Genomic DNA, 22,819 nt, shown 5'->3' with positions numbered 1-22,819 from the left:
ACTGACATGAGTGAGACCAAGAACTCCGATCGGGCTCGGGCCTCCGCCTCCACCGAGGCTCCCCTCGACATCTCCCGGCGCAAGCTGCTCGGCACTGTCGGCGGGGTCGGCGTGGCCGGCCTGGCGCTGGGCGCCGCGGGCGGTGCCGGGGCGTACGCGGCCGTCGAATCGCCGGACGGCGCGAGCCCGTTGACGTCGGTCGGTGCCACGGAGGTGATGTTTCACGGGAAACATCAAGCGGGGATCTCCACTCCGCTTCAGGCGACCGGCCATCTGATCGCCTTCGACCTGGCCCCGGGTGCCGGGCGCAAGGAGGCGGCCGCGCTGATGCGGCGCTGGTCGGCGACGGCCAAGTCCCTGATGGCGGGCGAGCCGGCGGGCAGCGGCGACACCGGCGTGGCCCTGGACGCGGGCCCCTCCTCGCTGACCGTCACCTTCGGCTTCGGCCACAGCTTCTTCGACCGTACGCAGCTGACCGACCGGCGCCCCGCACAGCTGGACCCGCTGCCCGACTTCTCCTCCGACCAGCTCGACCCGAAGCGCTCCAACGGTGACCTGTGGGTGCAGATCGGCGCGGACGACGCGCTGGTCGCCTTCCACGCCCTGCGCGCGATCCAGCAGGACGCCGGTGCGGCGGCGAAGGTGCGCTGGCAGATGAACGGCTTCAACCGCACCCCGGGCGCCACCGAGAAGCCGATGACCGCCCGTAACCTCATGGGCCAGATCGACGGCACCGGCAACCCCAAGCCCTCGGACGCCGACTTCGAGCAGCGCGTCTTCGTGCCGGACACCGGGCAGCCCGCGTGGATGGCGGGCGGCTCGTACGCGGTGGTCCGCCGGATCCGGATGCTCCTGGACACCTGGGAGAAGCTGCCGCTCACCCAGCAGGAACAGGTGATCGGCCGCAGGAAGTCGAACGGGGCCCCTCTTTCGGGGGGGACGGAGACGTCGAAGATGCAGCTCGACAAGTTCGGTCCCGACGGCAAGCTGGTGATCCCGGAGAACGCCCACGCCCGCATCGCAGCGCCGGAGCAGAACGGCGGCGCGGCCATGCTGCGGCGCGCCTTCTCCTACCACGACGGCATCGCCGCGGACGGCACCCCGGACGCGGGCCTGCTCTTCGTCTGCTGGCAGGCCGACCCGGTCAGGGGCTTCGTACCGGTGCAGCGCAAGCTCGACCGGGGGGACGCGCTGTCGGCGTTCCTGCGGCACGAGGCGAGCGGGCTCTTCGCGGTGCCGGGCGGGCCGCGGGCGGGCGAGTACGTGGGCCAGCGGCTCCTGGAGGCGTGACCGGGCGATCGGCGGGTCGTGCTGCCGGAGCATCGGCCCGCCTGGTGGGACGGCCGCCGTGAGCGGTGGGTGCCGGTGAGTTCGGGCCATTAGTGTGACGTGCATGTCCGCCACGCGATACACCTATCTGGGTCCCGAGGGCACGTTCACCGAGGCCGCCCTGCGCACCCTCCCCGAGGCCGCGACCCGCGAACTGGTCCCGATGGTCTCCGTGCCGGCCGCCCTGGACGCGGTGCGCTGCGGGGAGGCGGCCGCGGCGCTCGTCCCCATCGAGAACTCGGTGGAGGGCGGCATCACCACCACCCTGGACGAGCTGGTCTCGGGCGAGCCGCTGATGATCTACCGCGAGGTGCTGCTCTCCATCAAGTTCGCGCTGCTCGTGCGGCCGGGGACGACGCTGGCGGACATCAAGACGGTCACCGCGCACCCGGCCGCCCAGCCCCAGGTCCGCAACTGGCTGAAGGCGAACCTGCCGGAGGCCCTGTGGGAGTCGTCGGCCTCCAACGCGGACGGCGCCCGTCTCGTCCAGGAGGGGCGCTACGACGCGGCGTTCGCGGGCGAGTTCGCGGCGGCGACGTACGGTCTGGAACCGCTGATCACCGACATCCACGACGCGGTCAACGCGCAGACCCGCTTCGTGCTGGTCGGCCGCCCGGCCCGCCCGGCGGCGCCGACCGGGGCCGACAAGACCTCGGTGGTCCTGTGGCAGCGCGAGGACCACCCGGGCGCCCTGCTCGAACTCCTCCAGGAGTTCTCGGTGCGCGGGGTCAACCTGATGCTGCTCCAGTCCCGGCCGACCGGCCAGGGCATCGGCAACTACTGCTTCGCCATCGACGCCGAGGGCCACGTCTCGGAGCGCCGGGTGGGGGAGGCGCTGATGGGGCTGCGGCGGATCTGCCCCGAGGTGCGCTTCCTCGGCTCCTATCCGCGGGCCGAGGTGACGCTCGACGACGTACGGCCGCTGCGGGCGGGGACCTCGGACGCGGAGTTCGTCGAGGCGGCGGAGTGGCTGGCCCGCTGCCAGGACGGGCGCGTCTGAAGCCGGCCGCCTGCCGTACGCAGCGCCCTGTGCGGGTCCGGTCGAGCGCTTCCCCGGAGGCGGTCCCCCGGGCCGCGCACGCTGCGGCGGCCGGTCCTACCTGCTGATTTTCGTTGTCCACAAAGTTATCCACAGGCTCTCTTCTCGACCTGTGGGTAAGTCGACAACACAACCGGACACAGTCGACAAATCCCTCTAGTGACGACACATCAGTCCACAGGTCGCCAGGGCATCCTCTGTCACCTCAATTCCATTGATCAACTCTTTAGAGCGAGCAATTCCCACCCGAATGAGTGTGTGGAGCGGGTTTGAGAGGGGAAACCTCGGTCCCGCACGCGGCTTTCGGAACGATCTCTTCCGAAGTCCACAGGGCGCCCGCACAGCCTGTGGATAAGTTTCCGGGGCTGTGCACTTCTGTGGACAAGTCCTGTGTGCGGCAAGGGAGTCGGTCAACGACCGTCCGGAAAGCGCCTCTTTTCAGGGAATAGCGGCGATTTCATTGACATCCCGTCCGGGAATTCCAGGGCCAGATTTCCCAATTCGGTCAATTCGGACAAAGTGACACGCGGGTGGACCGGGCCGGGGATATCCGGTGGGGTGCCGCGAGTCCGCACCGGTAGCCTGGAGGGGTGATTGACCTTCGCCTGCTCCGTGAGGACCCCGACCGTGTTCGCGCCTCCCAGCGCGCCCGTGGAGAGGACGTCGCCCTCGTCGACGCCCTGCTCTCCGCCGACGAGCTGCGCAGGTCCTCGGGCCTCCGCTTCGACGAGCTGCGCTCCGAGCAGAAGTCGCTCGGCAAGCTCATTCCCAAGGCCTCGCCCGAGGAGCGCGCCGAGCTCCTGAAGAAGGCCGAGCAGCTCAAGACCGACGTCAAGGCCGCCGAGGCCGCGCAGAACGACGCCGACGAGCAGGCCAAGCAGCTGCTCCTCCAGCTCGGCAACATCGTCCACACGGACGTGCCGGTCGGCGGCGAGGAGGACTTCGTCGTCCTGGAGACGCACGGCACCATCCGCGACTTCGGCGCCGAGGGCTTCGAGCCCAAGGACCACCTGGAGCTCGGCGAGGCACTGGGCGCCATCGACGTCGAGCGCGGTGCCAAGGTGTCGGGCTCGCGCTTCTACTACCTGACCGGCGTCGGCGCGCTCCTGGAGCTGGCCCTGGTCAACGCGGCGATCGCGCAGGCCACGGAGGCCGGGTTCATCCCGATGCTCACCCCGGCCCTGGTCCGCCCGCGCGCCATGGAGGGCACCGGCTTCCTGGGCCAGGCCGCCGAGAACGTGTACCACCTGGAGAAGGACGACTACTACCTGGTCGGCACCTCCGAGGTCCCGCTCGCGGCGTACCACATGGACGAGATCATCGACGCGGACAAGCTGCCGCTGCGCTACGCGGGCTTCTCGCCGTGCTTCCGCCGCGAGGCCGGCACGTACGGCAAGGACACCCGGGGCATCTTCCGGGTCCACCAGTTCGACAAGGTCGAGATGTTCTCCTACGTCCACCCGGACGAGGCCGAGAACGAGCACAAGCGCCTCCTGGACTGGGAGAAGCAGTGGCTGACCGCGCTTGAGCTGCCGTTCCAGGTGATCGACGTCGCCACCGGCGACCTCGGCGCCTCGGCCTCGCGCAAGTTCGACTGCGAGGCGTGGATCCCCACCCAGGGCAAGTACCGCGAGCTGACCTCGGCCTCCAACTGCGACGGCTTCCAGGCCCGCCGTCTGTCGGTCCGCATGCGCGACACCAGCGACGGCAAGAGCAAGGTCGCCCCGCTGGCCACCTTGAACGGCACGCTGTGCGCGGTCCCGCGCACCATCGTGGCGATCCTGGAGAACCACCAGCAGGCCGACGGCTCGGTGCGGGTCCCGGCCGTGCTCCGTCCGTACCTGGGCGGCCGCGAGGTCCTGGAGCCGATCTCCAAGTGAGCACCGCCGTGGGGCGCCCGTTCCCGTACAAGCTGATCGCGACCGACCTGGACGGGACGCTGCTGCGCTCCGACGAGTCGGTCTCGCAGCGCACCCGTGACGCGCTGGCGGCCGCCACCGCGGCGGGCGCCGCGCACATCGTGGTGACCGGCCGTGCGGTGCCCTGGACCCGGCACATCCTCGACGACCTCGGCTACGAGGGGCTCGCGGTGTGCGGCCAGGGCGCGCAGGTCTACCACGCCGGCGAGCACCGGCTGCTGACGTCGGTGACCCTGGACCGCCAGCTCGCCGGTCTCGCCCTGTCCAAGGTGGAGGCGGAGATCGGCCCGCTGGCGCTCGCCGCGAGCCGTGACGGCATCGACGGGGAGGTCCTGGTCGGCCCCGGCTACCAGGTGCAGGAGGGACCGCTTCCGGTCCGCTTTTTCGAGGACCCCGCCGAGCTGTGGTCGGCCCCGCTCAACAAGGTCTACCTCCAGCATCCCGAGTACGACGACGACGCGCTCGCGGCGATCACGCGGCAGGTGGTCGGCAGCCTGGTGGACGTCGTGATGGCGGGCGCGGGCGTCGTGGAGCTGCTGCCGCTCGGCCTCAGCAAGGCGACCGGGCTCTCGCTGGCCGCGCGCCGGCTCGGCTGCAAGGCGGCGGACACGATCGCGTTCGGGGACATGCCCAACGACATCCCGATGTTCGGCTGGGCCGAGCACGGCGTGGCGATGGCCAACGCCCACGACGAGCTGAAGGCCGTGGCCCACGAGATCACGGCGTCGAACGAGGACGACGGCATCGCCGTGGTCCTGGAAGAACTGCTTCAGGGGCGGTAAGCCCCAAGGACGGTCTCGCGGTCGGTCGGCGGACAGCGACCGGGGAATGCGAGTAAGGGGCGCCCGCTCTTGGCGGGCGCCCCTTACCCATGTCGCAGGGGCGGCCTCGCGCGTGATGCGCGCTCGAAGCGGCCGCCCCGGGCAGCCGTCCGCGGGCGGCCCGTCGGAGTCGTCGGTGCTACTCCGATGCCTGCCCCGCGCCGCCCCGCCAGGAGCACGTCGCACCTGCCCGTACGGTCCTTGTCGGACGCGTCCGTGCGGTCGTCGTCGTGCTCGTCCCCCGTCCGGCGGGCTCGCGTTCTCCGCGTCCGGCTGCGTCAACCACTGTGCCGGGCACGGTCGTTGGGCGCCACTGGTTTTCGCGTGGGCACGCCCCGGGTCAGCGGCCAGCAGGCGAAGCCGATGAACAGCGCGGTCACATGGCCGAGGTCGGTGAAGGTGCCGCCGGAGGCGAGCGGGATGCCGAAGAACGCGGCCACCCCCACGAGGTAGAGCCAGCGCCAGGGGTGGGGCAGCCGGTAGACGAGGATGCCCAGCGCCGCGGCCAGCCCGTAGCTGACCCCGATGTCCACGACGTGCGACATGGCGTGCGCGAGACGCTTGGGCAGGTGCTGGTTCTGGATCGACCACAGGACGTACTCCTGGCTGATCAGGGTCGCCACGACATGGCCGACCACGACCGTGCACAGCCAGCGCAGCGTGCCGAGCCAGCGCTCCACCGTGGCGTGCACGACCTCGAAGAGCACCAGGTAGAGCAGGAGCGAGGACGGGTTCTCGATCCAGAAGGCACTGGTGAAGAGGGACTGCACGGGGTGTTTGGTCAGCTCGTGGATGTTGCTGCTGTTGCGGTGCAGCAGGAAGCGCTGCAGGCCCTGGGTGGAGAGCTGGATGACGAGACTGGTGATGGCGATGGTCAACAGCCAGATGTGCGTCCCGGGTGCTGAGCGCACCCAGGACCGGACCGGCCGCGCGTGCTCGGTGCCACGGGGGAGCAGGGTCGTCATCCCTAGATGATGGCGCGAAACGCTGTGGAGCGAATAAGAGGCGCGCGCAGTTGTAGGATGACTGGGCAACCGGGTGAATGGAGTGAATGGCGTGGCTCTTCGTACGGCGGGGCGGCAGTCCCTCGTGGACACCGTCGTCGATCAGCTGAAGGCCCAGCTGACCAATGGCGAGTGGGCGGTCGACGACCGCATTCCGACCGAGCACGAGCTGGCCGAGCAGCTGGCCGTCGGCCGCAACACGGTCCGCGAGGCCGTGCGGGTGCTGGTCCATGCCGGGCTGCTCGAATCCCGCCAGGGCAACGGCACCTTCGTACGCTCCACCGCGGATCCCTCCGCGGTCCTCCAGGGCATCCGCGCCGCCGACGCCCTTGACGTACTCGAACTCCGCGTCGCTCTGGAGGCCGAGGCCGCCCGGCTCGCCGCCGAACGCCGGGACACCGCCGACATGGTGGCGCTGCGGGGTTCCCTTCAGACGCTGCGGGAGCACGGCGACCGCGCCGCCGACGCAGACATGGCCTTCCACCTGGGCGTCGTGCAGGCCACACACAACCCGGCGTTCATCGAGGTCTACCGGTTCTTCTCGGTCCAGGTGCACGAGAGCCTGATCACCTCGCTGCGCGACGAGGAGATGCCCCCGATCGACCTGGACACGCACGAGGCCCTGGTCGACGCGATCGAGAGCGGCGACCCCAAAGCCGCGGAACACGCCGTGCGCGAACTGCTACGGAAGCCGCTGGAGGCGGTCCGGGCGGTGGCGGCCCGCCGGAGCGGCTGACGTTGCGGAAGCCCAGTGCGCCGGACGGAATCCCCCATCTGAAATCTGAAATCCGACCGCTGGAACCCGACCGCTGAGATCTGACCGCTGAGATCTGACCGCCGAGCGCTGACCTCTGACCTCTGGTCCCCGAACTCTGACCGCCGAACTCTGACCCCCCGAGCGCTGAGCTCCTGGCCCTGATTCCTGAGCCCTGAGCCCTGAGCCCTGAGCTTGGGCCTCTGAGCTCAGCAACCCGCCCTCCCCAACCCGCCCTCTGCCTTTGCCTCTGCCTGTCACTGGCCGGGGCTCGAAGGCCGAAAGGCCGAAAGGCCGTCTACGAAAGGTGCCTTGTCTTGTCACGCCCGGATGCTGATCGCCTGCTGTTGCCCGATGCCGAGGCCGACGTACGGCCGTCGCCACAGGGCGCCGCCGCGCGGCGGGCGCTGCTGGCGCATCCGGTGGTGCTGCTGGTCGGGATCGTGCTGGCGTCGGTGAACATGCGGGCGGCGCTGGCCAGCGTGTCGCCGCTGGTGAGCGAGATCAGCCAGTCGTTCGGCCTGTCGTCGACGGCGAGCAGCCTGGTGACCTCCGTGCCGGTGCTGTTCCTGGGGCTCGGCGCGCTGGTGGCGCCGTGGCTGGCCCGCCGCTTCGGAAGCGAGCCGGTGCTGCTGTTCGCGCTGCTGCTCCTGGCCGTCGGCATCCTGGTGCGGGTGGCCCCCTCCGCGGTGGCGCTGTACGGCGGAGGCGTCCTCGTCGGCACGGCGATAGCGCTGCTCAACGTGCTGATGCCCGGCCTGATCAAGCGTGACTTCCCGGACAAGGCGGCGTCGATGACGTCGGTGTACACCGGCGCGATGATCGCGGGCGCGACGGTCGTGGCCGCGTCCTCGGTCCCGCTGGAGAAGGCGTTCGGCGGCAGCTGGGAGGCCTCGCTCGCGGTGTGGTCGCTGCTCGCGGTCCTCGCGGCGGTGGCCTGGCTGCCGCAGGTGCTGATCGCGCGCGGCCGTACGGGCCACGAGGTGCGGGTCGCCGCCCCGGCCTCGTCCGGCGCGGGCAGGAGCGTGTGGCGCTCGGCCCTGGCCTGGCAGGTCACGCTCTTCATGGGACTGCAGTCGCTCTGGTCGTACGTGCTGATCGCCTGGATGCCGACGATCTTCACGGATCACGGGATGAGCCGCTCCACGGCGGGCGTCATCTTCGCGTTCAACAACCTGATCCAGGTGGCGGGCGCCTTCGGGGTGCCGCTCCTGGCCGGCCGCATGCGCAGCCAGCGCCCGCTGATCGTCCTGGTCACCTCGCTGGTCGCGGCCGGGTACGCGGGCCTGATGGTCGCCCCGGTGAGCGGCGCCTGGCTGTGGTCGGGCGTCCTGGGCATCGGGCAGGGCGGGGCGGTGGGGCTGGCCCTCACGCTGATCGTGCTGCGCTCGGGCGACGCGCGGACGGCGGCCCGGCTGTCCGGCATGGCCCAGACGGTGGGCTATCTGCTGGCGGCCGTCGGCCCCATCGCGGCGGGCGCGGTGCACCAGGCGACGGGCGGCTGGACGGTGCCGATCGGCCTGGTCCTCTGCGTCTGCGCGGCAGCCCTGGCGGTAGGCCTCTTCGCGGCTCGCGACCGAACGGTCTAGCGCGGCGGCACAGTCGGGCCGAAACGTTTGTTCCCAACGCGTGTTCCCCGGATGCGTGACCTGTACGAAAGTCCGCTCGTTGTCCCCCGTGCGTGGAGGCAACTGGGGTTAGTGGCGTCGTACCTTTCGTGAATTCGGGGATTGCCGGTCGCTGTACGAGAACCGGTCATTGAGTCAGTGGCGTAGATGAGCGGACCTCCACCCCTGCAGCCCGGGGACAGGGCGTCCACATCATCCATCGGTCCATGACCATGAACGGAAGGCCCGACCATGCCATCCGAAGTCGCCCTGCTCGAATCGCGCACCCTGCGCGACGACCACCTGGGACGCGTCGACGTCCTGGAGAAGGTCAAGGCATTGCAGCTGCTACCTGATGGTCTGCACGTGACCACAGAAGGCGTCGCCCGGTACTTCGTTGTCCACAAGGAGGCTGTGCATAGCCTCGTCAGGAGGCACCGCGAAGAGCTGACCGGCAACGGAATGACCATTCTCAGTGGCGATGACCTGCGGTTCGATGACGTGGTCAAAACGACCACGCCATCCGGCGGCCCAGCCGAAAGTTATCCACAGGGGCGCTCCCACCTCCGGCTCTTCACCCGCCGAGCCGTCCTCAACATAGCCATGCTTCTTCGCGACAGCGAAGTTGCTCGCTGTGTACGCACCTACCTCCTCGACACCGAGGAGGCCTCCCGGAACGTCATCGCGAGCGACCCCCGCCACGACGGACTGGACCGCCGCGTCACCGACCTGGAGAGCTCCATGGCCCGGATCGGGCCCGCGCTCCAGGAACTCGGTCCGGTGCTGAACCGGATGTCGATGCGGCTGGAGGCCATGGACCGGAGGATGGAGTCCATGGATCACCGGATCGAGGCCATCGATCACCGTCTGGAAGGCGTGGACCAGCGGCTCGAAGGGCTGGACCGACGGCTCGACTCCACCAACCGCGTGGTCGGGGCGATGAGTGTCCGCCTCGTGGATCTCTCCGAGGGCCTCGCCGACGTCCGGCGGCGCCCTCCGCATCCCCCGCGCCGTAAGCGCCGCAGGTAGCTCTGCAACCTGCCAGCCCGAGGCAGCGGCTCAGGACGCACAACAGGCGGGGCCCGCCGGCCGCAAGACGGCGCCGGGCCCCGCCCCTGTCCGGGGAACCCCCGTCACTCCTCCCCGGCCAGCTTCAGGGTGCGCAGCTTCTGGCCCGCGTACCAGGTGGCCACGGCGGTCACTCCCACCAGCAGGGTCACCGCGAGGGGCAGGCCCACGTCGGAGGAGATCACGCCGTTCTCGCCGATCTTCTGGGCGAGGGCGAGCGACCACTGCTGCACACTCAGGGTGCGCGCACCGGGCACCAGGTTGCCGAACAGCGACTCCCACACCAGCGCGTACACCAGGCCGAAGACGACGGCGTGCCGGGTGACGGTGCCGAGCAGCAGGAACACCGCCGCGTACGCGATGGAGGCGACCAGCGCCGCCACGGTGTAGGCGATCGCGATCTGCTGCCCGTTGCCGTTCAGGATGAATCCGGCGATCAGCGTCGGGATCGCGGAGAAGGCCATGGTCACGGCGATCGCGACGATCAGCTTGGTGACGATGATCGTGGAACGCTTCACCGGCTTGGCCAGCAGATAGACGATGGAACCGTCGTCTATCTCCGGGCCGATCGCTCCGGTGCCCGCGATGACACCGATCAGCGGCACCATCGTGGCCAGCGCGAAGCTGCCCAGGAGGTCGGCGGTGACCTGGTCGTCGGCGCCGCTGAAGGACCGGACGGCCGCCGCGATCACGATCAGCAGGGCGGGCAGGACGAAGAGGATGGCGGCCCGGCGGCGGCCGAGCAGGGCCCGGTAGGTGAGCCGGGCGACGGTCGGGTTGTACATGGGAACGTCACCGCTCCTTTCTGGAGGCGCTCAGGCCGCTACGAGGTAGGAGAAGACGGATTCGAGGGACTCGTCGGACGGCGAGACCGTGAGCAGCCGGATCCCGTGGGCCTTGGCGACCTGTGGAAGCAGCGTGGTGAACCGGCCGAAGTCGACGGCCTGGATGCGCAGCGCGCCCTCCTTGAGGTCCACCTCGATCCCGGCGGTCGACGGGTCGGCGATCAGCGCCGCGGCCAGCGCGCGGTCGTCGCTGGAGCGGATCAGGTAGCGGTGCGGCCGGTCCGTCATGAGGCGGCGGATCTTGCGGAAGTCTCCGCTCGCCGCGTGCCGTCCGGCGACGATGACCTCGATGTGCGAGGCGAGCTGCTCGACCTCTTCGAGGATGTGGGAGGAGAACAGGACCGTGCGGCCCTCGGCCCCCATCCGCCGCAGCAGCTCCATCAGTTGCATGCGCTGGCGCGGGTCCATGCCGTTGAACGGCTCGTCGAGCAGCAGCACCGACGGGTTGTGGACGAGGGCTGAGGCCATCTTGACGCGCTGGCGCATGCCCTTGCTGTACGTCTGGATCTTGCGGTCCTGTGCGTACTCCATCTCGACCGTGGCGAGGGCCTGTTGGGCCTCCTTCGCGCCGAGTCCGTGCAACTCGGCGTTGGCGACGACGAATTCGCGGCCCGTCAGGAAGTCGTACATGGCCTCCCGCTCGGGGACGATGCCGATCTTCTTGTAGACGGACTCGTTGCGCCAGATCTGCTCGCCGTCGAGCGTGACCGTTCCCGTGGACGGGGCGAGGAAACCGCCCATCATGTTGATGAGCGTGGACTTTCCGGCACCGTTGGGGCCGAGCAGCCCGGTCACGCCGGGGCCGATCGTCATGGTGACGTCGTTGACCGCCACCACGTTGCCGAACCAGCGCGAGGTGTGGTCGATGTCGAGGGTGGTCACAGCCCGACCTTCCGGTAGCGGCGCATCAGCACGGCGTACGAGCCGTAGATCAGCGCGAGGACGACGAGCAGGTAGACCGCCCCGGTGCCCGACCCCGGGCCGTGGCCGCCGGGGAAGTTGGAGCCCGCCCCGAGGAAGGCGGTCTGCACGCCGTCGATGAGCGTGATGGGCGAGAACAGGCCGAGCCACTGGACCGCTCCGGGGGAGCCCTGGTTGAAGGCGATGGCCTGGACCGCGGAGACGGCCCCGTAGGAGACGGTCAGTACGGCGATGATGGCGGCCACGCCGAAGCCGCGGCGCGGCGTCAGTGCCGCGATGACCAGGCCGAGGCCCGCGAAGAGGAGCGAGAGCAGTGCCACCGAGACCAGCCCCTGGGCGAACCCCTTGGTCTGGTCCGCGAAGTCGAGTTTGGCGAGCAGAGCGCCGACGTACAGGATCACCAGCGGCGCGCCCGTGATGATGAACAGGGCCGACGCCATGGCGGCGAACTTGGCCAGGACGTAGTCGAGGCGCTCGATCGGCCGCGAGAAGTACAGCGGCACCGTCTTGAACCGCAGGTCGCGCGAGACGGTCTGGGGCGCCTGGGCCGCGATGAACAGCCCGATGACGGCCTGGAGGAGGATCGCGTACCGCGTGTACTGCACCGGCAGGTCGTTGGCCTTGGTGGCGACGGCGACCGCGACCATGATGGCCGCGGGCACGCACATCACCGCGAACAGCAGCATCGGCAGGACCTTGGACTTGGCGCTGCGGCCCAGGCCGTACGCGCCGCGCAGGGACTGCGAGAAGAGCGAGCGGCGGGCGTAGGCCCGGCCCAGGCGCGGCCCGTCGTAATTGCGGTAGCCGATGTTGTGGATCTGGGTCTGGACGCTGTCAGTTGCCATCGCGACCGGCCCCCTTCTGCTCGGCGCCGGCCGCGGTGGCTGCCCACGCGGCGGCGCGTTCGGAGACCGGCTCCGGCGCCGGGGTCTGGAACACCTCGGCGATGTGGTGACGGCGCTGTTCCATCCGGACGAGGCCGAGGCCGAGGCCGGCCACGGTGTCGCGGACGGTGTCGTAGGTCTCCTCGCCGGTGGCCTCGACGAGCAGGATGTGACCGGCGCCCGGAAGCCCGTCCTCCACGCCCGCCTGCAACGTGATCCCGGCGGCGGTGAGCGCCTTGCGCACCGCCTCGGTGCCGTCGGGGTGAGTGTCGGAGTCGGTGACCTCGACCGCGAGGGTGGTGGTGGTCTGGGTGAAGTCGCTGGTGGAGCTGGAGCGCAGCAGCTTGCCGCCGTCGACGACCACCACGTGGTCGCAGGTGCGCTCCAGCTCGCCGAGCAGATGCGAGGTGACCAGGACCGAGATGCCGAAGTCGGTGTGGATGCGGCGGATCAGGCCGAGCATCTCGTCGCGGCCGACCGGGTCGAGGCCGTTGGTCGGCTCGTCGAGGAGGACCAGCTGCGGGTCGTGGACAAGTGCCTGGGCGAGCTTGACCCGCTGCTTCATACCGGTCGAGTAGCCGCCGATGGGCCGGTAGCGCTCCTCGTAGAGCCCCACGTGGCGCAGTGTGTCGGCGGTCCGTTCGCGGGCCGCGGTGGCCGGGAGGCCCGACATGCGCGCCATGTGCACGACGAACTCGGTGGCCGAGACGTCGGGCGGCAGGCAGTCGTGCTCCGGCATGTAGCCCACCCGCTCGCGGATGGCGCTGCCACTGGTGGCAACGTCCAGGCCGAGCACGGCGGCGGTGCCCTCCGTGGCGGGCGAGAGACCAAGAAGGATCTTGATCAACGTGGACTTGCCGGCTCCGTTGGCGCCCACCAGCCCGGTCACACCGGGGCCGATGTCCAACGACAGCCGGTCAAGCGCGGTCACCCGGGGGAACCGCTTGCTCAGGCTTTCGGTCGCGATCACAGTCACGTCATCGACGGTAGTGGCGCAGGCCACACGAATCGTCAGCCCAGGAGGTTGGATCCATGTCCGACTCCAGAGGTACGAACCCGTAGGGGACCCGTACGAGAGGCTGACGGGCTCACCTTCCGGAGGCACGGAGTTGTCCACAACGGGCCCGTTGTCCACAGGCTGGTGCAGCACCCTTGACGCAGCCGCCAGGCATTGTCACATTCATCAGTGTCAAGTTACGCACGCGTAGGGCGACAGGGGTGGACGGATGCCATCGGCACTGAAGGCTGAACCCGAGGCGCGGCTGCGCGGGTTCAGGGAGGTACAGAGCCTCGCGTACGAGTGCGCGGAGGCCGTCGCGGCCCAGCTCAAGCCGGGGGTGACCGAGCGCGAGGCCGCGCGCATGCAGCGGGACTGGCTGCGCGAGCGCGGCGTGCGGGACTGGTTCCATCTGCCGTTCGCCTGGTTCGGCGACCGCACGGCGTTCGTGAACTTCCGCATCCCGCTCCAGTTCTTCCCCACCAACCGGCGCCTGGAGGCGGGGATGCCGTTCATCCTCGACATGGCCCCGGTCCACAAGGGCTTCACCGCGGACATCGGCTACTCGGGCTGCCTGGGGCTCAACCCGGTGCACGACCGGCTGCTCGCCGACCTGGAGGCGCACCGGGCCCTCATCCTGCGCGAGGTGCGCGAGAAACGGCCGCTGCGCGAGATCTACGAGGACGTGGACCGGCTCATGGTCCGCCAGGGGTACGCCAACCGGCACCGGGCCTATCCGTTCGGCGTGATCGCCCACAAGATCGACCAGGTGAAGGAGCGCCGCTGGTCGCCGAACGTGTTCGGGTTCGGCACGCAGGCGCTGAAGGGCTTGGCGAGCGACGCGCTGCACGGCCACCGGGACGGCTGGTCGCCGCTCTGGTCGCCGTACCGGTTCTCCGACCACCCGCCCCGGCCGGGGCTGTGGGCGGTCGAGCCGCACCTCGGCTTCCGGGGTACGGGCGCGAAGTTCGAGGAGATCCTGGTCGTCACCGACTCCCGGGATCCCGAACAGAGCGCGTTCTGGCTGGACGACGATCTGCCGCACGTGCGGCGCTGGGCCGAGGAGAAGGCGGCGTGAGCGTGGAGAACGTGACCATCGAGGGAGCCCGCGAGCGCTGGGTGCGGACCGGCGGCGTGGAGCTGTGCGTCGCCGAACTGGGCGACGCGTCCCAGCCCACCGTGCTCCTGGTGCACGGCTACCCGGACAGCAAGGAGGTGTGGTCCGAGGTCGCGAAACGGCTGGCCGAGCGCTTCCACGTGGTGCTCTACGACGTTCGCGGGCACGGCCGCTCCACGGCACCGGCCCCGCTGCGCGGCGGGTTCACGCTGGAGAAGCTGACGGACGACTTCCTCGCCGTGGCGGACGCGGTCAGTCCGGACCGGCCAGTGCACCTGGTCGGCCACGACTGGGGGTCGGTGCAGGGCTGGGAGTTCGCCACCGTCCAGCGCACCCAGGGCCGGATAGCCTCCTTCACCTCCATGTCGGGGCCTTCCCTGGACCACTTCGGGCACTGGATCAAGAACCGGATGAGCCGCCCGACGCCGCGCAGGGCCGCACAGCTCCTCGGCCAGGGCGCCAAGTCCTGGTACGTGTACATGCTGCACACCCCGGTCCTGCCCGAGCTGGCCTGGCGCGGTCCGCTCGGCAAGCGGTGGCCCAGAATGCTCCAGCGCCTGGAGAACGTGCCGGCCGACGGCTACCCCACGGGCTCCCTTCCGCAGGACGCGGCGCACGGTGCCTGGCTCTACCGGGACAACGTCCGCGCCCGGCTGCGCCGCCCGCGCCCGGACGCCTTCGCCCATGTGCCCGTCCAGCTGATCACTCCGCTCGACGACGCGTTCCTCTCGCCCCAGCTCTATGCCGAGCTGGAGCAGTGGGCGCCTCAGCTGGTCCGCCGGACCCTTCCTGCCAAGCACTGGGTCCCACGCACCCGGCCGGACCAACTGGCGGCCTGGATCGGCGAGTTCGTCCGCACCAACGAGGACGGCACGCCCGCGCGGGACACCGTCGCCACCGGCCCGTACGCCGACCGGTTCGGCGGCCAGCTCGTCCTGGTGACGGGCGCCGCGAGCGGCATCGGCCGGGCCACCGCCTTCGCGTTCGCCGAGGCGGGGGCGCGGATCGTCGCCGTGGACCGGGACGCCGAGGGGGCGACCCGGACCGCGGAGATGTCCCGCCTGATCGGCGCGCCCGAGGCCTGGGGGGAGGCCGTCGACGTCAGCGACGAGCAGGCGATGGAGAAGCTCGCCGAGAAGGTCGCCACCGAGTACGGCGTCGTCGACGTCCTGGTCAACAACGCGGGGATCGGGCTGTCGGGCTCCTTCTTCGACACCACGGCCGAGGACTGGAAGAAGGTCCTCGACGTCAATCTGTGGGGCGTCATCCACGGCTGCCGCGTCTTCGGCAGGCAGATGGCCGAGCGCGGCCAGGGCGGCCACATCGTCAACACCGCGTCCGCCGCCGCCTACCAGCCCTCCCGGGTGCTGCCCGCCTACAGCACCTCGAAGGCCGCGGTGCTGATGCTCAGCGAGTGCCTGCGCGCCGAGCTGGCGGGTCAGGGCATCGGCGTCTCCGCGATCTGCCCCGGCCTCATCAACACCAACATCACCTCAACCACGCACTTCGCCGGGGCGGACGCCCAGGAGGAGAAGCGCCTGCAGAAGAAGACCTCGCGTCTGTACGGGCTGCGCAACTTCCCTCCGGAGAAGGTGGCTTCGGCCGTCCTGCGCGCCGTGGTGAAGAACCAGGCCGTGGTGCCGGTGACGGCGGAGGCGCGCGGAGCCCACCTCCTGTCCCGCCTCGCCCCGAGGACGCTGCGCGCGATCGCCCGATTGGAGCCGCCGCTGTGAGCAGGGAGCGCCGAGAAGGCACCGCGAGCGAGGAGCACTACCGGATCAGCCCGCGCCGCGTCTCGTTCGACTGGGACCGGACGCCGCTGCACTGGATACCGGACGAGCCCACCGCCACCCATGTGATCAATGTGCTCCACCTGCTGCTCCCGGGGGGCGAGCGCTGGTTCGTGAAGGTCTTCAAGGAGGCCCTCCCGCTGGTGGACGACCCGGTGCTGCTCAAGGACGTCAAGGGATTCATGGGCCAGGAAGCCACCCACAGCGTCCAACACGCCTACGTGCTGGACCACTTGGCGCACCAGCGGCTCGACACCGGCGCCTACACCCGCCACGTCGACTTCCTCTTCGAGAGGCTCCTCGGCGAGACGCCACCGTTCGGGGCTCCGATACCGACGCAGGAGTGGCTCCGCTTCCGCCTCTCGCTGATCGCGGCCATCGAGCAGTTCACGGCGGTGCTCGGCGACTGGGTGTTGCACGCCGAGGGCCTGGACCGGGCCGGCTCCGACGCGGTCATGCTGGACCTGCTGCGCTGGCACGGCGCGGAGGAGGTCGAACACCGGTCGGTGGCCTTCGACATGTACCAGCACTGCGGCGGCACGGGTCTGCCCCGGTACGCCCGCCGGGTGGAGGGCATGGCCGTGGTCGCCCCGGTCCTGTTGTGGCTGTGGGTGTGGGGCGCCTCCTATCTGATCCGGCACGACCCCCAACTGGCGGGCCGCCTGCGCTACTCGCTGCGTGAGCACAACCGGGCCGTACGCCGGGGCCTGCTGCCGACCTGGAAGGAGCTGGGCTCGGCCATACCCCGCTACTTCCGCCGGTCGTACCATCCCTCGCAGGAGGGCTCCCTGCGCAAGGCCGTCGAATACCTCGCGACCTCGCCGGCGGCCCGAGCGGCGGCGGGCGCTGTGGGCCGCGCCGCCTTGGGGTAGAGGGAGTGGGTTTGTCCGGGCAGTCAGCACTTCAGCAGGTGGGCCCGCCGGCGACGGCACCGGCCGAGTACCGGATCGAGGACCTGGCGCACGCCAGCGGCGCCACGGTCCGCACCATCCGCGCCTACCAGGACCGCGGCCTGCTGCCCCGGCCCGAACGGCGCGGACGCTCCAATGTGTACGGCGACGCCCACCTCGCCCGGCTGCACCAGATCGCCGACCTCCTGGACCGCGGCTACACGCTGGCCTCCATCAAGGAACTCCTGGAGGCCTGGGACGCCGGACGGGGGCTCGGCGGCGTGCTCGGCCTGGTCGCCGAGGTCAACGGCCCCTGGACGGACGAGGAGGCCGCCCGGATCTCCCGTGCCGATCTCGACGAGACCTTCGGCGGCATCCCCGACGACAAGGCCGTCGCCGAGGCGGTGGAGCTCGGCATCCTGGAGCGCATCCCGGACAACGACGCCGAGTTCCTCGTCCCCAGCCCCCAAGAGCTGGCGGTGGCAGCCGAGTTGCACGCGGCGGGCGTGCCGCTCGATGCCATCTCCGGACACCTGCGGGAGCTGCGCGGCCAGGTCGAACACATCGCGGCCCGGTTCCTCGACTTCACCACGGAACACGTCTTCGCCCGCTATCTGGGCCACCACCCCCCGACCGACACCGAGGCCGCCGAAGCGGCCGATCTTGTACGCCGCATGCGTCCGCTGGCCCAGCAGACCGTCGACGCCGAACTGGCGCGCGCCATGCGCCTCTTCGCGACCCGCCACCTCCAGAAACACCTGGGCACCCCGGCCGCAGCCCCCTCCCCACCAGATCCCGGCCCGGTGACCCTGCCCGCGGCCACCCTCCGAGCGGTTCGGGATCTGGTGGGCCAGGACAACGTCTCGGCGTTCATCACCGCGGCCACCGAACGCGAGGTACAGGCACGCACCTTGGACGCGCTGTCACCCCCAACGCGCAATAGCCCCGAGACGTGATTACTACTAAATCGGCTTCATGGTGATGAAGTTGACCAAACCCCTTTTATCGGACGCCCGTTGTCCACAGAGATGTCAAATTGCCTGTGGATAACGCGACTTCGCTGTGGAACAAACCCAACTGCACGGTTCAGCAGGGTGATTGGCGTCACATGCGACCCCTTTCATGGATTCCTGTCACTGATCGGCGAGCCAGTTGCCGTGGAAGCCGAAGGGCACGCGCTGGGGGAGATGGATGGTCGCCACCGGGGGCGCCGCCAGGTTCTGGGCGTCCACGATGACGAGGTCGCTGGCGTCCCTGGCCGCGTCGTAGACGTAGCTGAGCAACCACCCCGGGCCGCCCGGCCGATCGTCCGCCGGGGCGAACGCCGCCTCCGCCGGGACCCGCCCCGGCCCGAAGTCGTGCCGGACCACCGCCCCCGTCCGCAGGTCGTACCGGAGCAGCGCCCCCGATATCGGCCCCGACGAGGGGGTCCGGGCCACCGTGACGTGGCCGTATCCGGTCTCGAGCCCGGCCAGCCGGTCGTCGATCCGGGGAAACTCGCATGCCTGGTCGTCGAGCTGCTCCTCGCGGACCAGCCCCGTCGCCAGATCCAGCGTCCACTTCCACAGCGTGGCCCCGCGGGCCCCCAGCCGCTCGTACCGCACGACGTGGAGCACGATCCGCCCGTCGCCGCCCTCCCCCGGTTCGTCGTACGCGTTCAGCGCGTGGAAGACGTAGCAGGGGTCGATCGACAGCCACCGCACCTCGCCGTACGGGTCGTCCCTGCGCAGCACGCCCAGCCGGGCGCCGTACTCCGCGTCCCAGCGGTAGGGCAGCCCGCCGCCGGGTCGCATCGCCACCTCCAGGTCGAAGACCGCGGGGAGGTCCATGAACACCACATGGGATGCGGTGGGGTGGAAGTCGTGCATCATCGTGGCCCCCGGCACCTCCACCGGACGGCTCACCACCAACTCGCCCTCGGCGTCGGCGCGGTGGTAGGTGAGATACGGCGGGGCGATCGTCCCGTACCCGAAGAAGTGCAGCTCACCGGTGACCGGGCAGGTCTTGGGGTGGGCGGTCATGGCTGTGGTGAGCCGCCCATCGAAGTCGTAGGAGCCCAACGTCTCCAGCTCGCGCCCCGGCCGGCAGTCCAGTGCGTACGGGAAGGACGACTCGACGAGGGCCAGGGTGCGCCCGGCGTGCCGCACCACGTGGGTGTTGGCCGCCCCGGCGGTGAAGTCGACATTGCCCTGGCGGTCGTAGACCCGCGCCCCGTCGGTGAAGGTCGTGGTGCGCACCCATCGGTTGCGGTAGGAGCGGGCCCTGCCGCCTTCGAGCCGGACGCCGTGGACCATCCCGTCCCCGAAGAACCAGTGGGCGGAGGCGGCGTCCTGCGGGTTGGGCCCGTTGCGCACGTACCAGCCGGACAGCTCGGGCGGTATGGAACCGGTGACGGGCAGCTCCTGGGTGGTCAGCTCTTCGGCGACCGGGGCGAAGTTGCCCGCGAGATGCGGGGCCGGCGGGATCTCGGACGTGGTCATGGTCAGGCATCCTTCTGGACGGCGGCGCGACGGGCGCGCTCGGGGTACCGGGCGGTGACGAGGGCCGGGACGGCGAATCCGGCGACCTGCACGGCTATGGAGGCGGCGCTCCCCAGGGACTCCGCCTTGACGACGGCGAGACCCGCGGCGGTCAGGGTGAAGGCCACGGCCCACACCGAGGTCAGCACCACGTTGATCCGGATGAACAGGGGGTGCGTCCACACCTCGCGCGGCGCCTGCCGCTTGGCGATCCCGGTGGTGAAGGGCCTGCGCACGCCCAGCGTGACCCAGGAGGTCAGGGCCAGTCAGCCGGTGGCCAGCGCGCCCCCGTACTCCCGCAGTCCACCCCCGGGAACAGCGAAGGCCACGACGCTCAGCACGGCGAAGAAAGCGATCGTGGACTGTTCCAGGATCAGGGAATCGGCGGACAGACCGCGCTTGCGGTCCAGGGAAAACAGGCAGGCCGCCGCGGCGAGGGCGGCGACGGCACCCCACGGCCAGAAGGCGCCGCCGACGACGGCGAAGACGATCCACGGGATGAATCCGCGCAGGTAGTTCATGGGAGTCCCCCTCTGTTCCGAGCGCTGCCACCCGGCTCCACATTCCACTTGTGACATGTCGAATGTAAAAGTTCCTCCTTTGACGTGTCAAGAGTGGAGGGTAGAGTGGGCGGCATGAGCCTTCGTCATGCAGTCCTGGGCCTCCTCACCAACCGCCCGGCCAGCGGCTATGACCTCATGAAGCTGTTCGAGACCTCGCTCGCCCACGTGTGGGCGGCAACCCAGAGCCAGGTCTACGGAGAGCTGGGCAAACTCGCGGACGCGGGTCTAGTGGAGGTGTCCGCCGAGGGCCCGCGCGGCCGCAAGGAATACGCGATCACCGACGCGGGCAGAGCCGAGCTGCGCCACTGGCTCACCGAGGTCGAGCCGTCCCGCACCCGCCGCAGCGACTCCCTGCTGCGCGTCTTCTTCCTCGGCGAGCTCACGCGACTCGAAGCGAAGGCGTATCTGCTCACCGAGGCCGAGCGCTCGGCCCAGCAGCTCGTCGGCCTGAAGGAGGCGGAGGCGGTCATCGACTGGGGCGACGATCCGATCTCGGTGCACGGCCGCCTCGCCCTGGAGTACGGCAAGCGGTTCAGCGCGATGCAGGAGGAGTGGGCCCGGTGGGCGGCGGAGCAGCTCGCCCCCTGATTCCCCACCCGGGAGACTCCGCCTCGGAGAAATCGGGATGCCGGGGACACACCCGCCCCGGCACCCTGATGGCATGACACGAACCCCGCCGGAGCCGCGCCACGACGGTACGCGGCAGTCCCCGGACGACCGGCGCACCGTCAAGGTGTCCAAATACCTGGCCAAACACCTGCGCCATCAGCCCGAGCGGATCGGCCTCACCCTGGACCCGCGGGGCTGGGTGGAGATCGACGTGCTGCTGCGGGCCGCGGCCGCGCATCACTTCCCCCTCACCCGCGCCGAGCTCGACCACGTGGTCGCCACCAACGACAAACGGCGCTTCGCCGTGCAGGGCGACCGCATCCGGGCCAGCCAGGGCCACACCGTGACCGTCGATCTCGACCTGCCGGTCACCGAACCGCCCGCGTACCTCTACCACGGCACCGTGGCCCGCAACCTGGACGCGATCCGCGCCGAGGGGCTGCGCCCCATGGCCCGCCATCACGTCCATCTCTCCCCCGACCGGGAGACCGCGACCCGGGTCGGCGCCCGCCGCGGCCGCCCGGTGGTCCTGAGTGTCGACGCCGGCGCCATGCACCGCGCCGGCCATGTCTTCCACGTCAGCGCCAACGGGGTCTGGCTCACCGACTCCGTACCCGCGCGGTACCTGCGGCTGCCCGGCTGAGCCGACGCTTGGCATGATCGATCCCATGCCCCATCCACATCTGCCCACCACCGAGTCCGTGGTCACCGCGATCCGCGCGATCGCCGACGAACACCGGCTGACGGTCGAGGTCACCGACGACATCGGCGCCGACCGGACCTCTCGCCGCACCTCGTCGGGGGTCTTCGCGGTGCTCGACCCGGACGGCTCGCTGCCGCACGAGGCGTACGTCGAACTCGGCGGCTCGCCCTCGGTGGCCGTACGGGTCCATCCCGAGGACGATGCCCAAGTCACCGTCGACGGCGTGCAGTTCGACGATGTGCCGCGCTCCGCCGTGCCGGCCTTCCTGCGGTCCGTCTACGGCGGCCTCGCCCATGTGCGGGGCCGGTTCTTCCCGCCAGGCTGGTGGCTGGTCGTGCCCCTGCCCGGCGACGAGACGTACAAGGAGCTGGTCCTGCTCGGCGCGCTCACCCCGTGGATGAGCGCGCACGTCCGCGGCGGGAAGGGCTAGCGGCGCAGCTGCGCGAGTCCCTCGGTCGCGATCCGCTCGAAGACCTTCGGGTCGGCCGCGAAGTCGGAGTCCGGGATCGGCGCGTGCAGAACGATCTCGGTGAAGCCGAGGTCGAAGTGCCGCCCCGCGAAGTCGACGAACGCGTCGAGCGATTCCAGCGGGCGACCGGGCTGCGGGGTGAAGCCGGTGAGCAGGATCTTGTCCAGCTCGTCCACGTCGCGGCCGATGTCGTCGCAGGCCTCACCCAGCTTCTTGAGCTGCCCGCGGATCGCCTCGACCGACTGCTCGGGCGTCCCGGACTCGAACAGCTTCGGATCGCCCGTGGTCACCCACGCCTGCCCGTGCTTCGCCGCGAGCCGCAGCCCGCGCGGGCCGGTCGCGGCCACCGCGAAGGGGATCCTGGGCCGCTGGACACAGCCCGGCAGGTTCCGTGCCTCGACAGCCGAGTAGAAGGTGCCGTCGTACGACACCGAGTCCTCGGTGAGCAGGCGGTCGAGGAGTGGCACGAACTCGCCGAATCGGTCGGCCCGTTCGCGCGGCGTCCAGGCGTCCTGGCCCAGCGCGGTGGCGTCGAAACCGTTGCCGCCCGCGCCGATCCCGAGGGTGACGCGGCCGTTCGACACGTCGTCGAGCGTGATCAGGTCCTTGGCGAGGGTCACCGGGTGCCGGAAGTTCGGCGAGGTGACCAGAGTACCGAGGCGCATCCGGCTGGTCGCGGCCGCCGCGGCCGTGAGCGTCGGCACCGCCCCGAACCACGGGCCGTCGCGGAACGTCCGCCAGGACAGATGGTCGTAGGTGTACGCCGTGTGGAAGCCCAGCTCCTCGGCGCGCAGCCACTCGTCGCGACCGCCTTCGTGCCAGCGGCGGACCGGAAGAATCACAGTGCTCAGACGCATACTCCGACCCTACGTCGTCTGCCGGTGCCCCGGCGGACACCCGGGCCCCTCACGCACACGGTGCGAGCCCAGCCCCTCCTGCCTCGAAGCGCCCCCTGCGTCACGTACGCCCCC

At 70.4% G+C, this 22,819-nt stretch carries 23 protein-coding genes; 14 read left to right on the top strand and 9 right to left on the bottom strand.

Annotated elements, in window-relative coordinates; genetic code table 11:
* Nucleotides 1-6 precede the first annotated feature (6 nt).
* The 4 genes from efeB (at nucleotide 7) to AC07F3_RS14665 (ending at nucleotide 5,069) form a co-directional block, all read left to right on the top strand.
* Nucleotides 7-1,290 carry an iron uptake transporter deferrochelatase/peroxidase subunit gene (efeB, locus tag AC07F3_RS14680; protein WP_479113920.1) on the top strand — a complete coding sequence of 428 codons (1,284 nt, stop codon included), beginning with the start codon at nucleotides 7-9 and terminating at the stop codon, nucleotides 1,288-1,290.
* A 103-nt stretch (nucleotides 1,291-1,393) separates the two neighbouring features.
* Nucleotides 1,394-2,329, top strand: coding sequence for a prephenate dehydratase (gene pheA / locus AC07F3_RS14675; RefSeq protein ID WP_479113918.1), 936 nt, complete (start codon nucleotides 1,394-1,396; stop codon nucleotides 2,327-2,329).
* Between the two features lie 629 nt (nucleotides 2,330-2,958).
* Entirely contained in the window at nucleotides 2,959-4,248 is a 1,290-nt protein-coding gene (gene serS, locus AC07F3_RS14670) for a serine--tRNA ligase (protein ID WP_479113916.1), read from the top strand.
* Nucleotides 4,249-4,256: 8 nt separating this feature from the next.
* Complete coding sequence (locus tag AC07F3_RS14665; RefSeq protein ID WP_479114057.1) at nucleotides 4,257-5,069, top strand: HAD family hydrolase; 813 nt, start codon at nucleotides 4,257-4,259, stop codon at nucleotides 5,067-5,069.
* A gap of 317 nt (nucleotides 5,070-5,386) precedes the next feature.
* Here AC07F3_RS14665 and AC07F3_RS14660 read toward each other — a convergent pair whose 3' ends face one another.
* The gene (locus tag AC07F3_RS14660) at nucleotides 5,387-6,073 is read right to left on the bottom strand and encodes a rhomboid-like protein (protein ID WP_479113914.1); all 687 of its coding nucleotides are present in this window, start codon (nucleotides 6,071-6,073) and stop codon (nucleotides 5,387-5,389) included.
* Nucleotides 6,074-6,164: 91 nt separating this feature from the next.
* Between AC07F3_RS14660 and AC07F3_RS14655 the strand changes: the two genes are divergently transcribed.
* From AC07F3_RS14655 to AC07F3_RS14645, 3 genes are all read left to right on the top strand, one after another.
* On the top strand, nucleotides 6,165-6,848 hold the full coding sequence (locus AC07F3_RS14655; RefSeq protein WP_479113912.1) for a FadR/GntR family transcriptional regulator: 684 nt from the start codon (nucleotides 6,165-6,167) through the stop codon (nucleotides 6,846-6,848).
* A 335-nt stretch (nucleotides 6,849-7,183) separates the two neighbouring features.
* Nucleotides 7,184-8,455, top strand: coding sequence for a CynX/NimT family MFS transporter (locus AC07F3_RS14650; protein ID WP_479113910.1), 1,272 nt, complete (start codon nucleotides 7,184-7,186; stop codon nucleotides 8,453-8,455).
* A gap of 270 nt (nucleotides 8,456-8,725) precedes the next feature.
* The gene (locus AC07F3_RS14645; RefSeq protein ID WP_479113908.1) at nucleotides 8,726-9,502 is read left to right on the top strand and encodes a hypothetical protein; all 777 of its coding nucleotides are present in this window, start codon (nucleotides 8,726-8,728) and stop codon (nucleotides 9,500-9,502) included.
* A 104-nt stretch (nucleotides 9,503-9,606) separates the two neighbouring features.
* On the opposite strand, the gene AC07F3_RS14640 is transcribed toward AC07F3_RS14645, so the two are convergent.
* The 4 genes from AC07F3_RS14640 to AC07F3_RS14625 are packed head-to-tail and all read right to left on the bottom strand — an operon-like array spanning nucleotide 9,607 to nucleotide 13,161.
* Nucleotides 9,607-10,326, bottom strand: a complete 720-nt coding sequence (locus AC07F3_RS14640; RefSeq protein WP_469841826.1) for an ABC transporter permease — start codon at nucleotides 10,324-10,326, stop codon at nucleotides 9,607-9,609.
* Nucleotides 10,327-10,356: 30 nt separating this feature from the next.
* Nucleotides 10,357-11,268, bottom strand: a complete 912-nt coding sequence (locus AC07F3_RS14635) for an ABC transporter ATP-binding protein (RefSeq protein WP_479113906.1) — start codon at nucleotides 11,266-11,268, stop codon at nucleotides 10,357-10,359.
* Nucleotides 11,265-12,152: an ABC transporter permease subunit gene (locus AC07F3_RS14630; protein ID WP_479113904.1), complete on the bottom strand. Its 888-nt coding sequence runs from the start codon at nucleotides 12,150-12,152 to the stop codon at nucleotides 11,265-11,267. The genes AC07F3_RS14635 and AC07F3_RS14630 overlap by 4 nt, the downstream gene beginning before the upstream one ends.
* On the bottom strand, nucleotides 12,142-13,161 hold the full coding sequence (locus AC07F3_RS14625; protein ID WP_479114055.1) for an ABC transporter ATP-binding protein: 1,020 nt from the start codon (nucleotides 13,159-13,161) through the stop codon (nucleotides 12,142-12,144). Before AC07F3_RS14625 ends, AC07F3_RS14630 begins: the two co-directional genes overlap by 11 nt.
* 256 nt (nucleotides 13,162-13,417) lie before the next feature.
* On the opposite strand from AC07F3_RS14625, the gene AC07F3_RS14620 reads away from it, so the two are divergent.
* The 4 genes from AC07F3_RS14620 to AC07F3_RS14605 are packed head-to-tail and all read left to right on the top strand — an operon-like array spanning nucleotide 13,418 to nucleotide 17,941.
* Entirely contained in the window at nucleotides 13,418-14,266 is an 849-nt protein-coding gene (locus tag AC07F3_RS14620) for a M24 family metallopeptidase (RefSeq protein WP_479113902.1), read from the top strand.
* An 11-nt stretch (nucleotides 14,267-14,277) separates the two neighbouring features.
* Nucleotides 14,278-16,038, top strand: coding sequence for an SDR family oxidoreductase (locus AC07F3_RS14615; protein ID WP_479114053.1), 1,761 nt, complete (start codon nucleotides 14,278-14,280; stop codon nucleotides 16,036-16,038).
* Nucleotides 16,035-16,967, top strand: coding sequence for a metal-dependent hydrolase (locus tag AC07F3_RS14610; RefSeq protein WP_479113900.1), 933 nt, complete (start codon nucleotides 16,035-16,037; stop codon nucleotides 16,965-16,967). Before AC07F3_RS14615 ends, AC07F3_RS14610 begins: the two co-directional genes overlap by 4 nt.
* A gap of 11 nt (nucleotides 16,968-16,978) precedes the next feature.
* On the top strand, nucleotides 16,979-17,941 hold the full coding sequence (locus tag AC07F3_RS14605) for a MerR family transcriptional regulator (RefSeq protein WP_479113898.1): 963 nt from the start codon (nucleotides 16,979-16,981) through the stop codon (nucleotides 17,939-17,941).
* Between the two features lie 177 nt (nucleotides 17,942-18,118).
* Here AC07F3_RS14605 and AC07F3_RS14600 read toward each other — a convergent pair whose 3' ends face one another.
* From AC07F3_RS14600 to AC07F3_RS14590, 3 genes are read right to left on the bottom strand one after another with little or no spacing between them, the layout of a single operon-like run.
* On the bottom strand, nucleotides 18,119-19,465 hold the full coding sequence (locus AC07F3_RS14600) for a carotenoid oxygenase family protein (protein ID WP_479113896.1): 1,347 nt from the start codon (nucleotides 19,463-19,465) through the stop codon (nucleotides 18,119-18,121).
* Nucleotides 19,466-19,467: 2 nt separating this feature from the next.
* Nucleotides 19,468-19,740, bottom strand: a complete 273-nt coding sequence (locus tag AC07F3_RS14595; RefSeq protein ID WP_479113894.1) for a hypothetical protein — start codon at nucleotides 19,738-19,740, stop codon at nucleotides 19,468-19,470.
* Nucleotides 19,741-19,770: 30 nt separating this feature from the next.
* On the bottom strand, nucleotides 19,771-20,025 hold the full coding sequence (locus tag AC07F3_RS14590; protein ID WP_479113893.1) for a hypothetical protein: 255 nt from the start codon (nucleotides 20,023-20,025) through the stop codon (nucleotides 19,771-19,773).
* A 114-nt stretch (nucleotides 20,026-20,139) separates the two neighbouring features.
* Between AC07F3_RS14590 and AC07F3_RS14585 the strand changes: the two genes are divergently transcribed.
* The 3 genes from AC07F3_RS14585 (at nucleotide 20,140) to AC07F3_RS14575 (ending at nucleotide 21,809) form a co-directional block, all read left to right on the top strand.
* Nucleotides 20,140-20,655, top strand: a complete 516-nt coding sequence (locus tag AC07F3_RS14585; RefSeq protein ID WP_479113891.1) for a PadR family transcriptional regulator — start codon at nucleotides 20,140-20,142, stop codon at nucleotides 20,653-20,655.
* Between the two features lie 73 nt (nucleotides 20,656-20,728).
* On the top strand, nucleotides 20,729-21,319 hold the full coding sequence (locus AC07F3_RS14580; protein ID WP_479113889.1) for an RNA 2'-phosphotransferase: 591 nt from the start codon (nucleotides 20,729-20,731) through the stop codon (nucleotides 21,317-21,319).
* A 25-nt stretch (nucleotides 21,320-21,344) separates the two neighbouring features.
* The gene (locus tag AC07F3_RS14575) at nucleotides 21,345-21,809 is read left to right on the top strand and encodes a hypothetical protein (RefSeq protein ID WP_479113888.1); all 465 of its coding nucleotides are present in this window, start codon (nucleotides 21,345-21,347) and stop codon (nucleotides 21,807-21,809) included.
* Here AC07F3_RS14575 and AC07F3_RS14570 read toward each other — a convergent pair.
* Nucleotides 21,806-22,705 carry an LLM class flavin-dependent oxidoreductase gene (locus tag AC07F3_RS14570; protein WP_479113887.1) on the bottom strand — a complete coding sequence of 300 codons (900 nt, stop codon included), beginning with the start codon at nucleotides 22,703-22,705 and terminating at the stop codon, nucleotides 21,806-21,808. The genes AC07F3_RS14575 and AC07F3_RS14570 overlap by 4 nt on opposite strands.
* Nucleotides 22,706-22,819: the final 114 nt, after the last annotated feature.

This window comes from Streptomyces sp. NPDC045846 (assembly GCF_056431605.1).
The sequence above is the reverse complement of the archived record's forward strand: the minus strand, read 5'-3'. Positions and strand labels throughout refer to the sequence as shown.

Excerpts from the sequence above, each read along its gene's own strand:
- AC07F3_RS14580 (WP_479113889.1), top strand. The coding sequence starts at position 20,729 with ATGACACGAACCCCGCCGGAGCCGCGCCACGACGGTACGCGGCAGTCC.
- AC07F3_RS14640 (WP_469841826.1), bottom strand. The coding sequence starts at position 10,326 with ATGTACAACCCGACCGTCGCCCGGCTCACCTACCGGGCCCTGCTCGGC.
- AC07F3_RS14585 (WP_479113891.1), top strand. The coding sequence starts at position 20,140 with ATGAGCCTTCGTCATGCAGTCCTGGGCCTCCTCACCAACCGCCCGGCC.
- AC07F3_RS14590 (WP_479113893.1), bottom strand. The coding sequence starts at position 20,025 with ATGAACTACCTGCGCGGATTCATCCCGTGGATCGTCTTCGCCGTCGTC.
- pheA (WP_479113918.1), top strand. The coding sequence starts at position 1,394 with ATGTCCGCCACGCGATACACCTATCTGGGTCCCGAGGGCACGTTCACC.
- AC07F3_RS14600 (WP_479113896.1), bottom strand. The coding sequence starts at position 19,465 with ATGACCACGTCCGAGATCCCGCCGGCCCCGCATCTCGCGGGCAACTTC.
- AC07F3_RS14660 (WP_479113914.1), bottom strand. The coding sequence starts at position 6,073 with ATGACGACCCTGCTCCCCCGTGGCACCGAGCACGCGCGGCCGGTCCGG.
- AC07F3_RS14645 (WP_479113908.1), top strand. The coding sequence starts at position 8,726 with ATGCCATCCGAAGTCGCCCTGCTCGAATCGCGCACCCTGCGCGACGAC.
- AC07F3_RS14575 (WP_479113888.1), top strand. The coding sequence starts at position 21,345 with ATGCCCCATCCACATCTGCCCACCACCGAGTCCGTGGTCACCGCGATC.
- AC07F3_RS14620 (WP_479113902.1), top strand. The coding sequence starts at position 13,418 with ATGCCATCGGCACTGAAGGCTGAACCCGAGGCGCGGCTGCGCGGGTTC.
- AC07F3_RS14630 (WP_479113904.1), bottom strand. The coding sequence starts at position 12,152 with ATGGCAACTGACAGCGTCCAGACCCAGATCCACAACATCGGCTACCGC.
- AC07F3_RS14570 (WP_479113887.1), bottom strand. The coding sequence starts at position 22,705 with ATGCGTCTGAGCACTGTGATTCTTCCGGTCCGCCGCTGGCACGAAGGC.
- efeB (WP_479113920.1), top strand. The coding sequence starts at position 7 with ATGAGTGAGACCAAGAACTCCGATCGGGCTCGGGCCTCCGCCTCCACC.